Raw genomic sequence first — 12,151 nt, forward strand, 5'->3', positions numbered from 1 at the left:
CTCAAAAATCCCATGTCGATCACTCCATATCTCCCCGACCAAATCCGTCGGGGCAACGTGTTCACATGGGTCAGTTCTCAGTGAAAATCTGGGGGGCTACCGGGTCACTTCTCAGCGGAAATCAACACCTAAACCCGGACCAAGGCTCTCAATGATCTCGCTTCTGAAAATAAAAGACGCCGCAAAAATGCTCGGCATTCCTAGCACCGATCTTGAAGCCGCCGCAGATGAACACGGGCTTATCGTTCGCTTCAGAAAAACTAAACGCATCGAAGAAGACTCGTTGAAGGAGCTAATTAGACTATGCCGCGTCGAAGCAAAGGAGCCCGCCTTTACTGGAGAAAACCGAAGGGGTCGCGCAAGGGCGTCTACGTCATCCGAGATGGTCAAGACGAGTACTCAACGCGTACGGCGGACCGCGGAGCGGCTGAAGCAGCACTCCGCCGGTACCTGATCGACAAAGACGCCCCGCCACGGAGTGCCGACAATAATCTGCTCGTGACCGACGTTCTCGCTTATTACGGCGACAAGCACGCCATCGAGACATCGTCTCCCGAACGCATCGGCTATGCAATCGACGCACTGAGCGCTTGGTGGGAGGGCCAGACGGTCGCCGAGATCAACGCAGACACCTGCAAGGAGTATACTGCAGCGCGAAGACGGGGTTACCTTCCAAGGAATTCGGAGTAACCAACACGGCCGGTGCAGAATGGGACGATCAGGCGTGAGCTCGGCTGCATGAGATCCGCACTGAACTATTGTCGGAGTGCAGGTGTCATTCTTTCGGTTCCAGTTGTTTGGCTTCCCCAGGCCCCGGCCCCAAAGGACCGTTGGTTGACTCGAAACGAGGTAGCTGCGTTGATCGTTTCTGCACGATCAGACAAGCGGACAAAATACTTGGCACGATTTATACTGGTCGCCCTTTATACGGGTTCACGAAAGGAGGTCGTCTTGCGGTCCCGCTTCCTCTCAAGCGCTTTCGGCGGCTTCGTAGATCTTGTCAACGGACTCTTCCATCGAAAAGGCAAAGGCCAACAGAATACAAAAAAGCAGGCACCGACCATCTCACTTCCGCCACGGCTTCTCGGCCATCTGATGCGGTGGCGTGAGAATGGGGCGACTTGGCTGGTCGAAATCGACGGCGCTGGAGTTGCGAACATCAAGAACGACTGGGAAGCCATACGTGAGCGCCCCGGGCTTCCGGAAGTCACACCTCACACCCTCCGCCACACTGCAATCACTTGGGCCATGCAAGGGGGAGCGAACATCTGGCATATCTCAGGGTATTTCGGCGTCTCTCTTGACACCCTGGAAAAGACTTACGCGCACCACCACCCTGATCACATGAAAACTGCAGTAGAAGCGGCCAACAAGTTGGGTAAACACCAACGGTTGAGTTAGTTCTCGCGGACATTCAACCGAGCGATTAAATGGTAGCATCCCAGAGCAACCCATGCCCCAGAGATCGGTCGCTACTTTCTGACTCCAGCGCCCAAATTGTGATCATAGTCTTGACCGCGCTTCATGCGTCATAGTCGGCTTGAAGCGTCATCAACCACCCTTCCTTTACTTTCGTGACCAATGGCGACTCCGCCATTCCGGAACGTAGCACACAGGAGAAGATTGGTCTTAACGGCTACGCTACATGAATGACATCGTCACGCGTTTTCCTGGAGAAGCAACTCTGACACGCGAAAATACCAATTTCAGATCTTTTCTCGCCGACCGCATCGCGCTGCAGAAGCGGTTGCGTCGCGCGCTCTCAAGTCTCGCGCCTTCGGATCGTTACTCTTGGAAACAAGTGCCTCCGGACCATCACGTCGGCGTTTTTGCAACCCGGCGCACAGGTAATTTGGATGCGATCAACACCCGCAGATTCGACCATTTCTGGGACGAGCCCCAAAAACCGCCCTGCTCAAAATGGAAAAGGACCCCTCAGGGTCCTTGTTTTATTGGTCGGAGTGAGAGGATTCGAACCTCCGGCCCCTGCCTCCCGAAGACAGTGCTCTACCAGGCTGAGCTACACTCCGACCGTGCGGGGCGGCATAGCCCTTCGGTCACGCTTTGGCAAGGCTCAATCTGCAGCCGTTTTCGCATCTTCACCCTTGGTCCGGGTGGTCTTGCCAAAGAAGCGAATCCGCGGGATCGCACCGGTTTCGAACCTTGACCGCGTGCGCAGGACGGGACGCATCGTCCCGGACTTGCCGCCCTCGCGCAGCACGATGTAGATGCCGCTGGCGATGATGATCGCGGCCCCTGCCGCGGTCCATGCATCCGGGTATTCGTCAAAGAAGATCGCCCCGGTGAACGCCGCCCAGACAATCTGCGAATACTGCATCGGGGCCACCACCACGGCCTCTCCGGCCCGATAGGCCATGATGATCAGCGCAGAGGCGGCGAAAGCCATCGCCGACATCAGCGCCATACCACCCAGATCCACGGTCGGCATGGGAACGTAGACAAACGGCAGCATGGCCCCCATCACCACGAAGTTTGCCAGAATCGGGTACAGCAGCAGGACCACGCTGCGCTCTTCCTTGCCGATCTTGCGCACGATGATCGAGGCGAGCGAACTGCCAAAGGCCGCGACAAGCGCCGCCAGATGGCCAAGGCTCAACTCCGTTCCCCCCGGACGCAGCACCACCATGACGCCGCACAGCCCGACAGCTACGGCAAGGCCGCGCCGCAGGCCCACCTGTTCGCCCAGAATGGGAATGGCCAGAACGGTGATCAGCAGAGGGGCGGCAAAGAGAATCGCATAGGTCTGCGCCAGCGGCAGAACGGAAAACGCATAGAAGGCAGAGAAGCCAGTGACCACGGTCGCCAGGGTCCGCAACAGCGTCCACCACGGATGCACCGGGCGCAGCGTGCCCGGCTCTGACTCTCGGATCAGAATGAGAGAGACCAGTGGAAAGGCAAACAGGCCGGAGAAAAAGACGATCTGCACCGGGCTGTAATGACTGCCCAGGTATTTCACGATGACGTCGTGCAGGGAAAACGTGGCAAAGGCGAGCAGCGCCAACAGGGCGCCTTGGGCGTTGGATGTCATCGCGGAACCATATTGGCTGAAACGGCGCGGAGCCTCTTTATCCCGCTAGCACGCCTGCCGCGCGCAACGAAAGCACCACGGGCCTCCAGTTTGCATTTCCGATCATTTTTGAGAGATCACGGGCAGGGTTTCGGCGTCCAGTCATCAGAGCCGCTGCGGTAACATTTCTGGCGAAACCCATAGGCCATCACCGCCCAGCGCCAATCCTCGACCTGAATGAACTCTATCCGCCGCTGCACGGCGCTGACCGAATCGTCGCCGCCGCCAGCAAGCGTCAGCACCATCACCAGACGGTCACCTTCGAAACTGGCTGAAAAGTCCAGTGAGGGGGCCCCCTCGCCACTTTCCGGAAAACCGGACATCCAGTCATCGAACAGGCTGATCGGACGGTCGACCACGCGGGTCTCCGGCTGACGAAAATCAGAATGTCCGGGGAGGATTTCAACCTCCTGCGCCGCGACAGGGCCGGCGAGGAGGCAGACGAAGGGTAAGAGACGCAGCATGTCAGGAGCCTTTTTGGTTGGACAGGATCAACCTGTCCAACCCAATGCCCCCTGTCCAGCGTTACAGAGAGGCGTCCAGCGCGGCGACAATCGCATCGCCCATCTGGGCGGTCGACACGGGGTCAACGCCTTCTTCGCCCAACAGATCCGCGGTGCGGTACCCGTCGGCCAGGACTTTTTCCACCGCCTGTTCCAGACGCGTCGCCTCTTCACCCTGGTCAAAGCTGTAGCGCAGCGCCATCGCGAACGACAGGATGCAGGCGATGGGGTTCGCCTTGCCCTGCCCGGCGATGTCCGGCGCGGACCCGTGTACCGGCTCGTACAGCGCCTTGGGACGGCCGTTTGCCATCGGTGCGCCCAGCGATGCGGAGGGCAGCATCCCGAGGCTGCCGGTCAGCATGGCGGCCGCGTCGGACAAGAGGTCACCGAACAGGTTGTCGGTCACGATCACGTCGAACTGCTTGGGCCAGCGGCACAGCTGCATGGCGCCTGCGTCGGCATACATGTGGCTCAGCTCGACTTCGGGGTAATCCTTGGCCACCTCGGTCACCACTTCGCGCCAGAGCACGCCGGATTCCATGACGTTGGCCTTTTCCATCGAACACAGCTTCTTGCCGCGCTTCATCGCCAGTTCAAAGGCGCTGCGGGCCACCCGGTCAATCTCCGACTCGGTGTAGCGCTGGGTGTTGATGCCGACGCGCTCATTGCCCTCTTCGATGATGCCGCGCGGCTCACCGAAGTAGATGCCGGAGGTCAGTTCGCGCACGATCATGATGTCCAGTCCGGCAACCACGTCCTTTTTCAGCGAAGAGAAATCCGCCAGCGCGTCGAAACACTGCGCGGGGCGCAGGTTGGCGAACAGGTCCATTTCCTTGCGCAGACGCAGCAGTCCGCGCTCCGGCTTAACCGAGAAATCCAGCACATCGTATTTCGGGCCGCCCACGGCGCCCAGCAGAACCGCATCGACCTCTTGCGCCTTGGCCATCGTGTCATCGTGCAGCGGTGTGCCGTGCGCATCATAGGCCGCGCCGCCAACCAGATCCTCGGAAACGTCGAAGGTCATGTCGCGCTTTGCGCCGTACCAATCGATGACCTTGCGGACCTCGGCCATGACCTCGGGGCCGATGCCGTCTCCGGGCAGGATGAGAAGCGAAGGGTTGGTCATGGGCAGGCTCTCCTATGCGTGACGAAAGGGGCCTATCGCGCGGGTGCGCAAGGGTCAATATCAGCCGCCGTCGCTGCGTCACCGAACATAGGGTTTCAGCCCCTCGGCCAGCGCCTCCCAGACCCGGCGGATGCGTGGCGTATGCCGCACCGCCTCATGCGCGGCCAGCCACAGCGGCAAACTTGGCAAGGGCATGTCCGGCAGGATGCGCTCGACCAAGGGTTCCGCCTCGCCCACGCTCAATTGCGCAAAGCCGATGCCACAGCCCGCGCGGATGAGTTCCCAGTAGACGGTCTGGTGATCCGTGCGGGTGACAAACCAATCACGCCGCGCCTCGACCCCCATGTCGCGCATGCCGCGCAGGATCAGGTCCGAGCGATCGTAACCGACAAGATCATGGTCGAAGAATTCGGCGAAACTCTCCGGCTTGCCGCGTCTTTCGATATAGCTCTTGGCCGCAAACAGGCCCAGGTCCAGCTCCCCCAGATGCCGGGTGACGATGTCCAGCTGTTCGCTGCGGTACATCCGCACGGCGATATCCGCCTCACGGTACAACAGGTTCTCGGAGCGGTCCGTCGGCACGAGGTCGATGCTGATCTCCGGTTCTTCCTCCCGCAACCGGGCAATGATCGGCGGCAAGTGGTGCTGAGCGGTAAAGACGCTGGCCGTGATGCGGACGGGACCGGACAGTTTCTCGGACCGGCCCGCCGCGGCAAGGTTGAAGCCATGCATGGCCTCGGCCATCTGCCGTGCGTGGGGTAGTAGCGCCTGCCCCGCCTCTGTCAGGGACAACCCGCGCGGCTGGCGGTGAAACAGGTCCAGATCCAGCGCGCTTTCGATTTGCCGGATCTGCCGCCCGGCGGTGGGCTGCGAGATGTTCAGCTGGCGCGCGGCCTGTGACAGCGATCCTCTGTCAGCCACGGCAAGAAAGGTCTGCACCAGCGCCCAATCGACTTTGGAAAAGCTCTTATCCATTCACAGATGAATACACGGCCAACGATTCTTGGCAATTTCTCGAATCTTCTGAATGGCGCATTGTGTGTTCAGCACAGAGTTGGAGGACTTGGTTATGACGGGAACGGTCTTGATCCTTGGCGCCAGCGGGCGATTTGGCCGCAACGCGGCAGAGGCGTTCTGGAACGCGGGCTGGCGTGTTCGACTGTTTGACCGGGCTACGGACGATCTGGCGCAGGCCGCATCCGGGGCGGATGTGATCGTGAACGGCTGGAACCCCGCCTATACCGATTGGGCCACGCAGGTGCCCGGATTGACCCGGCAGGTGATCGAGGCGGCGGAGGTATCGGGCGCCACGGTGGTTCTGCCGGGCAACGTCTACGTCTTTGGCAAGGATGCACCCGAGGCGTTTGGCCCCGGCGTTCCGCACGCGGCGCAAAACCCGCTGGGGCGGGTCCGGATCGAGATGGAGCAGGCCTATCGCGATTCCGGTGTAAAGGTGATCCTGCTGCGGGCCGGTGATTTTCTGGATACCGAAGCCTCGGGCAACTGGTTCGATCTGCAAATGGCGCCCTCTCTGAAACGGGGCGTGCTGACCTATCCCGGCGATCCCGACGTGCCGCACGCCTGGGCCTTTCTGCCGGATATGGCGCGGGCCGTGGTGGCCCTGGCCGAGCGGCGCGACAGCCTGCCCCGGTATTCCGATATCGCCTTTCCGGGCTACACTCTGACGGGGCGCGAATTAGCGTCTCTGTGCGGGCAGGCCCTTGGCCGTGATGTGACGGTAAAACGGATGTCCTGGTTGCCGCTGCAGGTCGCCCGTCCGTTCTGGGGCATGGCGCGCCGGTTGCTGGAGATGCGGTATCTCTGGACCAAGCCGCATTTCCTGACAGGGGAGAGTTTCCGCGCGGCCCTGCCTGAATTCGCGGCAACACCTGCCGATCAGGCGCTGGCTGCGGCGATTGCCCCGGTGCTCAAGGCAGGGACAGGTCAACCCAGACCAGACCGTGCGGCCCAAGGTCGGGCGCGGGCGGCGTGACCCCGGCCCGGCTTACCTGCAGCAGGGCATCGGGCAAGACATAGCTGACCCGCATCGGCCCGGTGCTGTCCCAGCTGACGGTTGGAACCTTGGGAAGGGGATCCTGCAACCGGGGATGCGCCAGAACGGATTGCGCGGCATCGCGCAGACCATCGCCGCGCTCCGGGTCCAGATTGAGATTGCCGATCAGCACGACAGGCGCCTGCACCGGATCACCCAGCCTGCCGTCCAGAACATGCGTCCAGAGCAGCACCTCATCCCTGTTTCGGCGGCCATTGCGATCCTCCGGCCCGTCAAAGACAGGCGGTGTCGCGGCCAGTGTCAGCAGGGTCAGGGGCCCACCCGGGGCGTCCACCCGGACAGCCCAGTGCGCGGAACTGGACAATTGCTGCAGGTCCATCCCCGGATCGTCGGGGGCCATGGCGCTGTCCGGCACGTCCTGCCACAGAAGCCCCGAGTGATCCACCAGCGGCGTTACCGGATAGCGTGACAACAGCGCCAAGCCGCCCTGCCCCGGGAACCAGCCAAAGCCCTGCGCATCCCTTGGGCCGCCGCGCCTGCCGTCCTTGTCCAGATCAAGACCCGTCGCCATGCCGGTATTGGGTCGCGCGGCATAAAGATGCGGATAATCTGCGCCCTTTTCGGACAGACCGTCACGCAGCGCCGCCAATGCGGCCAGTCCGGCATCGAAATCGAAATCGGTCAGCAACAGGATATCGGGAGAGGTGTCGATGATGGGCGTCAGGTCAGGCGGGGCCTTGCCAAACTCCACCAGCATCAAACCCGGTCCCTTGCGGCTGAAATCTCCATGCCAGGTCGCCACCCGCACGGGTTCGGCGACGGCCGCAGCCACCAGCAACAGGTAGCTGCACAGAAGGATCAGGCTGTCTGCATATCGGCCTGCGCGTAGGCGCGGCGCCGTTTTTCTTGGATCAGATCGGCAATTCTCATCAGGGCCACGCCCCGCATGATCAGGCTTACCGGTAAAAAGGCCCATGCGCTCATCATCCAGATCAGGGTCTGCGGATCGGTCAGCGACAGGGGTGTGCCATAGACCGAAGCGACCTTCAGCGCCGCCGGGATCAAGAATGGCAGGAGGAATCCTAAGGCCACGTTAACATGGCTGTCCCGCTTCAGACGGCGCAGGATATCGCCTCCGGCGGTGGGGTCGAAGAGCGGCAGGTTGATCCAGAAATTGAACGCCCCGCGGCGGATCGGCCAGTCAAGAAGACGCACGAGAACAACGAAGAACAGGAGCGTGACCAAGGAGATCAGGTAGGCGATGCCCGCCAGGGCACGGGCCAGCGGTTCCGGCACGGTATCGGTGGCCAAAAGCATCAGGCGAACCGGAGAAAAGGGGAAGTCCGTCGCGCTGCCGATCCCCATACCGAAACGTGTCAGCGCCTCTGTCAGCGGTGTCGGGACGCTCTGCCCCCGACAGACAAGGGTCAGCAGGAACACCGTCAAGGTCAGAGAGAAGAACCGCGTCCTGTTGAACGGCGGCGCGGCGCGGAATTCGATCAGCGAGGGAGAGTCAGAGACATATTCGACAAAGGTAAGAGTCGCAGCGACCAGCGCCAGCAATGCGATGACCTGCGTGGTCTCGATCCGCATGTGTGGCAGCAGCAATGCCGGTGTTGCCACCAAAAACGCCACAAGGAAGGCCCGCGCAGTCGCGGCCACCATTCTCGGTATCACAGTTCTGCCCTTTCGTTCCGGACGACCGCGATACGATGCCGCGCCCTTGTTCCATCCCGATCCCGCACTTTGTGACGGGTTGCCTCAATCTTGCCCAAGTTTTGCCTCTTTTCCGACTTGGCCTCAACCATCGTGACAAAGCTGGAGCGGATTCGAGGCGTTTTCGGGATGGCACTGGTGCGGGAATGCATCATTTCCCGGGCAAGAAAATGGCGCCTTAAGTGTGACTCGCAATATCTTGTGAAAGAAAGGTTTTTGCCCACAATCGTTAAAGAGGCTTTGCTAACCCATCTTTAACGCAAAAGGCGAATCTGCAGTTACTGAGTCGCGCTAAACCCTCCCCCAGCGGACAGGGGAAGGGCAGGTTTTACGGTCGGCTGCCGCGATCAGACCCAGGGGCGCGCCTGCGCGGCCTGCGTCTCGAACGCGTCGATCGCCGGCGCTTTCTCCATGCTGAGGCCGATGTCGTCGAGCCCCTCGAGCAGGCAGTGCTTCTTGAACGGATCGACCTCGAAGGAGAAGGCTTCGCCGTCCGAGGTGGTGACGGTCTGGGTTTCCAGATCGACGATCATCCGCGCGTTCGATCCCTTTTCGGCGTCCTTCATCAGCACGTCGACCGCCTCTTGCGGCAGGACAATGGGCAGGATGCCGTTCTTGAAGCAGTTGTTGTAGAAGATGTCGGCAAAGCTGGTCGAAATGACCGACTTGATGCCGAAATCCTTCAATGCCCAGGGCGCGTGTTCGCGCGACGAGCCGCAGCCAAAGTTGTCACCCGCGACAAGAATCTCCGCCTCGCGGTACTGCGGCTTGTTCAGCACGAAATCGGGGATCTCGTTGCCCTGCCGGTCATAGCGCATCTCGTCAAACAGATTCACGCCAAGGCCGGACCGCTTGATGGTCTTCAGAAAGACCTTGGGGATGATCATGTCGGTGTCGATGTTGACCAACGGCATGGGCGCCGCGATCCCGGTAAGTTTTTCGAACTTTTCCATTGTCACTTTCCTGATACTTCTGTGGTGCGCCGGGTGGCCATCCGGCGCACGGGATATGTGTTGCTGACGCGCGAGACGCCGGTTTGGAAACGATCAACCTTGCAGAAGTGATGGCCTGCGTGGGGCTGCGCTGGTCGCCGCAGATCGGCGACCCTTCCGTGATGGGCTGGGCGACGGTCGTGGCCTATGGCACCGCCAGCGGTCTGTGCCTCTGGGCCGCGATCCTGCGTCGAACCGACAGGCGGTTCTGGCTGGTGATGTCGCTGATCCTCGCCTTCCTCTGCGTGAACAAGCAGCTGGACCTGCAATCCGCCCTGACCGCAACCGGGCGCTGCATCGCACAGATGCAGGGCTGGTACGAAAATCGGCGCACAGTTCAGATGGCCTTCATTGCGGGCCTTGTATTGATCGGCCTGAGCACATTCCTGCTGGCCGCCATCCGCCTTGCCCCTGCCCTGCACCGCGTCGGGATTGCCTTGCTGGGCTTTGGCGTGCTGATCGTCTTCGTCGCGGTGCGGGCCGTGGGCATGCACCACGTCGATCAGATCATCAACCTGAGGTTGGGCGGCGCCAGAATGAACTGGATCCTCGAACTGTCGGGGATCATCCTGATCATTCTCAACGCCACCGCGGCAGTTATTGGCGCAAAAGGCCGCAGACACCGCACCGACCGGGCCAAAGCCCAGCTCGGCGAATAGGGAACCCCAATTCGCCGGTTTCACTGACGGTCGTCGGCCCGTAGCGCAGAACATCACATCAGGTCACGCACGTCGGTCAGATGACCGGTGAGCGCGGCGGCAGCAGCCATTCCGGGCGACACAAGGTGCGTACGCCCCTTGTAACCCTGACGACCCTCGAAGTTCCGGTTCGAGGTCGAGGCACAACGCTCTCCCTCGGCCAGCTGGTCGGGGTTCATGGCAAGGCACATGGAACAGCCCGCCATGCGCCACTCGAAACCGGCCTCCTTGAAGATGTCGGCCAGCCCTTCTTCCTCGGCCTGGGCGCGGACAAGACCAGAGCCGGGCACGACCATGGCGCGCATCCCGTCCTTGATCTTCTTGCCTTTGACGATCTCTGCGGCGGCGCGCAGGTCTTCGATCCGGCCGTTGGTGCAGGAGCCGATGAACACTGTGTCGATCTCGATGTCGGTCAGTTTCTGACCGGGTGTCAGACCCATGTATTCAAGCGAACGGCGCGCCGCATCGACCTTGCCACCCTTGAAGCTTTCCGGCGCCGGGACCACGGCCGAAATCGGCAGAACGTCCTCGGGCGAGGTGCCCCATGTCACGACCGGTTCGATCTCTTCGCCCTTGAGCGTCACGACCTTGTCGAAATGCGCGCATTCGTCGGTGAACAGCGTCTTCCACCAGTTCAGGGCGGCCTCGAACTGCGCACCCTTCGGTGCGTGCGGGCGGCCCTTGACGTATTCAAAGGTCTTTTCGTCGGGCGCAATCAGCCCGGCGCGCGCGCCGCCTTCGATCGCCATGTTGCAGACGGTCATGCGGCCTTCCATCGACAGATCGCGGATCGCTTCGCCGCAGTACTCGATGACATAGCCGGTGCCGCCGGCGGTGCCGGTCGCGCCGATGACGGCAAGGGTGATGTCCTTGGCGGTCACACCGGGGCGCAGCTTGCCGGTGATCTCGACCTTCATGTTCTTGGACTTCTTCTGGATCAGCGTCTGGGTGGCCAGAACGTGCTCCACCTCTGACGTGCCGATCCCGTGGGCCAGCGCCCCGAATGCGCCATGCGTCGCGGTGTGGCTGTCACCGCAGACCACGGTCATGCCCGGAAGTGTCCAGCCCTGCTCGGGGCCAACGATGTGGACGATGCCCTGACGGACGTCGGTCACCGGGTAATAGTGAATGCCGAAGTCCTTGGCGTTCTTGTCCAGAGCGGCCACCTGAATGCGGCTGTCCTCGGGCATCTGGTCCGGGTTTTCGCGGCCCAGCGTTGTGGGTACGTTGTGATCCGGCACAGCGATGGTCTTGTCCGGCGCGCGCACACTGCGCCCGGCCAAGCGCAGACCTTCGAAGGCCTGCGGGCTGGTCACCTCGTGAACGAGGTGGCGGTCGATATACAGAAGGCAGGTGCCGTCTTCGTCCTCATGGACGACGTGGGCATCCCAGATCTTGTCATAGAGCGTCTTGGGGGACATGGGTCCTCTCCCGTTGATTGGCTGAATTGGCTGTCAATAAGGGGCGCGCAGGCGCGCAAGGGTTCAGGCGCGCGCCTGTAGCCGGGCCAGCACGGTGTGCGTGGCGCCGTAGAAACGTTCGCGCAGGCGGGCGCGGTCAGTCCGGTCGACATGAGGTTTCATGATCAGTGCTGATACAGATTCGGCAGCGCCGGGGCAAGAGAACGCTTGCAGCGCGAACCCCCGCCCATCCCTGTGGACAAACTGCCGCGCCCCCCTTGCCCGTATGGCTTGGGATCCGTATTTGCCCGTGATCCGCGGCGTCCGTCGTGGGACTCTCCGAACTTTTGTGATCCAGTGTCCGATACCGCGCGTATCGGTTTTGTCTATCTTGAGGAATGAAATGCGCAGCGGCTTGAATATCGTCAATCTCGTACTGATCGTCGTGCTGGTCGCGGCGGCACTGAGCGTGCACGAAGAGGCCGAGGCCAGTGGCATCACACCGATCACCTCTCTTGTGCAATAATCCCATCCGTCGTTAACCGAATGTTCAGGGATGCTGTCGCAAGATGAGGGTGTTCATGGTGCCTAATCTTGGCAGGTTCTCTCTCTGG

At 61.4% G+C, this 12,151-nt stretch carries 12 protein-coding genes and 1 tRNA gene; 4 read left to right on the forward strand and 9 right to left on the reverse strand.

Annotation, left to right across the window (positions count from 1 at the left end; all coding sequences use genetic code 11):
• Positions 1–951: 951 nt before the first annotated feature.
• On the forward strand, positions 952–1,401 hold the full coding sequence (locus tag ACTXGA_RS19240) for a site-specific integrase (RefSeq protein ID WP_443396236.1): 450 nt from the start codon (positions 952–954) through the stop codon (positions 1,399–1,401).
• A 552-nt stretch (positions 1,402–1,953) separates the two neighbouring features.
• Here ACTXGA_RS19240 and ACTXGA_RS19245 read toward each other — a convergent pair.
• The 5 genes from ACTXGA_RS19245 to ACTXGA_RS19265 all read right to left on the reverse strand — a co-directional run bounded on the left by ACTXGA_RS19245 (position 1,954) and on the right by ACTXGA_RS19265 (position 5,692).
• Positions 1,954–2,030 (reverse strand) — tRNA-Pro (locus ACTXGA_RS19245).
• 44 nt (positions 2,031–2,074) lie between these two features.
• Positions 2,075–3,049 (reverse strand): DMT family transporter, encoded by a 975-nt coding sequence (locus ACTXGA_RS19250; RefSeq protein WP_443396237.1) that lies wholly within the window; start codon positions 3,047–3,049, stop codon positions 2,075–2,077.
• A gap of 116 nt (positions 3,050–3,165) precedes the next feature.
• Positions 3,166–3,447, reverse strand: a complete 282-nt coding sequence (locus ACTXGA_RS19255) for a hypothetical protein (RefSeq protein WP_443396238.1) — start codon at positions 3,445–3,447, stop codon at positions 3,166–3,168.
• Positions 3,448–3,613: 166 nt separating this feature from the next.
• Positions 3,614–4,717 carry a 3-isopropylmalate dehydrogenase gene (gene leuB, locus ACTXGA_RS19260; RefSeq protein WP_443396239.1) on the reverse strand — a complete coding sequence of 368 codons (1,104 nt, stop codon included), beginning with the start codon at positions 4,715–4,717 and terminating at the stop codon, positions 3,614–3,616.
• Between the two features lie 78 nt (positions 4,718–4,795).
• On the reverse strand, positions 4,796–5,692 hold the full coding sequence (locus ACTXGA_RS19265) for a LysR family transcriptional regulator (RefSeq protein WP_443396240.1): 897 nt from the start codon (positions 5,690–5,692) through the stop codon (positions 4,796–4,798).
• Positions 5,693–5,786: 94 nt separating this feature from the next.
• On the opposite strand from ACTXGA_RS19265, the gene ACTXGA_RS19270 reads away from it, so the two are divergent.
• Entirely contained in the window at positions 5,787–6,710 is a 924-nt protein-coding gene (locus ACTXGA_RS19270; protein WP_443396241.1) for a Rossmann-fold NAD(P)-binding domain-containing protein, read from the forward strand.
• On the opposite strand, the gene ACTXGA_RS19275 is transcribed toward ACTXGA_RS19270, so the two are convergent.
• The 3 genes from ACTXGA_RS19275 to leuD form a co-directional block, all read right to left on the reverse strand.
• The gene (locus tag ACTXGA_RS19275; protein ID WP_443396335.1) at positions 6,646–7,563 is read right to left on the reverse strand and encodes an endonuclease/exonuclease/phosphatase family protein; all 918 of its coding nucleotides are present in this window, start codon (positions 7,561–7,563) and stop codon (positions 6,646–6,648) included. The two genes, ACTXGA_RS19270 and ACTXGA_RS19275, sit on opposite strands and share 65 nt — an antisense overlap.
• Before the next feature lie 26 nt (positions 7,564–7,589).
• On the reverse strand, positions 7,590–8,396 hold the full coding sequence (locus ACTXGA_RS19280) for a hypothetical protein (protein ID WP_443396242.1): 807 nt from the start codon (positions 8,394–8,396) through the stop codon (positions 7,590–7,592).
• Between the two features lie 398 nt (positions 8,397–8,794).
• Positions 8,795–9,400 carry a 3-isopropylmalate dehydratase small subunit gene (leuD, locus tag ACTXGA_RS19285; RefSeq protein ID WP_443396243.1) on the reverse strand — a complete coding sequence of 202 codons (606 nt, stop codon included), beginning with the start codon at positions 9,398–9,400 and terminating at the stop codon, positions 8,795–8,797.
• A gap of 83 nt (positions 9,401–9,483) precedes the next feature.
• Here leuD and ACTXGA_RS19290 point away from each other — a divergent pair, with 83 nt between their 5' ends.
• Positions 9,484–10,098: an isopropylmalate isomerase gene (locus ACTXGA_RS19290; protein WP_443396244.1), complete on the forward strand. Its 615-nt coding sequence runs from the start codon at positions 9,484–9,486 to the stop codon at positions 10,096–10,098.
• Positions 10,099–10,151: 53 nt separating this feature from the next.
• Here ACTXGA_RS19290 and leuC read toward each other — a convergent pair whose 3' ends face one another.
• The gene (gene leuC / locus ACTXGA_RS19295) at positions 10,152–11,558 is read right to left on the reverse strand and encodes a 3-isopropylmalate dehydratase large subunit (RefSeq protein ID WP_443396245.1); all 1,407 of its coding nucleotides are present in this window, start codon (positions 11,556–11,558) and stop codon (positions 10,152–10,154) included.
• 382 nt (positions 11,559–11,940) lie between these two features.
• On the opposite strand from leuC, the gene ACTXGA_RS19300 reads away from it, so the two are divergent.
• Positions 11,941–12,063: a hypothetical protein gene (locus tag ACTXGA_RS19300; RefSeq protein ID WP_443396246.1), complete on the forward strand. Its 123-nt coding sequence runs from the start codon at positions 11,941–11,943 to the stop codon at positions 12,061–12,063.
• Positions 12,064–12,151 lie beyond the last annotated feature (88 nt).

This window comes from Antarctobacter jejuensis (genome assembly GCF_052266595.1).
GTDB classification, from domain to species: domain Bacteria; phylum Pseudomonadota; class Alphaproteobacteria; order Rhodobacterales; family Rhodobacteraceae; genus Antarctobacter; species Antarctobacter jejuensis.

Coding starts and splice junctions, on each gene's coding strand:
- leuC (WP_443396245.1), bottom strand. CDS start 11,558: ATGTCCCCCAAGACGCTCTATGACAAGATCTGGGATGCCCACGTCGTC.
- ACTXGA_RS19270 (WP_443396241.1), top strand. CDS start 5,787: ATGACGGGAACGGTCTTGATCCTTGGCGCCAGCGGGCGATTTGGCCGC.
- ACTXGA_RS19250 (WP_443396237.1), bottom strand. CDS start 3,049: ATGACATCCAACGCCCAAGGCGCCCTGTTGGCGCTGCTCGCCTTTGCC.
- ACTXGA_RS19265 (WP_443396240.1), bottom strand. CDS start 5,692: ATGGATAAGAGCTTTTCCAAAGTCGATTGGGCGCTGGTGCAGACCTTT.
- leuB (WP_443396239.1), bottom strand. CDS start 4,717: ATGACCAACCCTTCGCTTCTCATCCTGCCCGGAGACGGCATCGGCCCC.
- ACTXGA_RS19300 (WP_443396246.1), top strand. CDS start 11,941: ATGCGCAGCGGCTTGAATATCGTCAATCTCGTACTGATCGTCGTGCTG.
- ACTXGA_RS19280 (WP_443396242.1), bottom strand. CDS start 8,396: ATGGTGGCCGCGACTGCGCGGGCCTTCCTTGTGGCGTTTTTGGTGGCA.
- leuD (WP_443396243.1), bottom strand. CDS start 9,400: ATGGAAAAGTTCGAAAAACTTACCGGGATCGCGGCGCCCATGCCGTTG.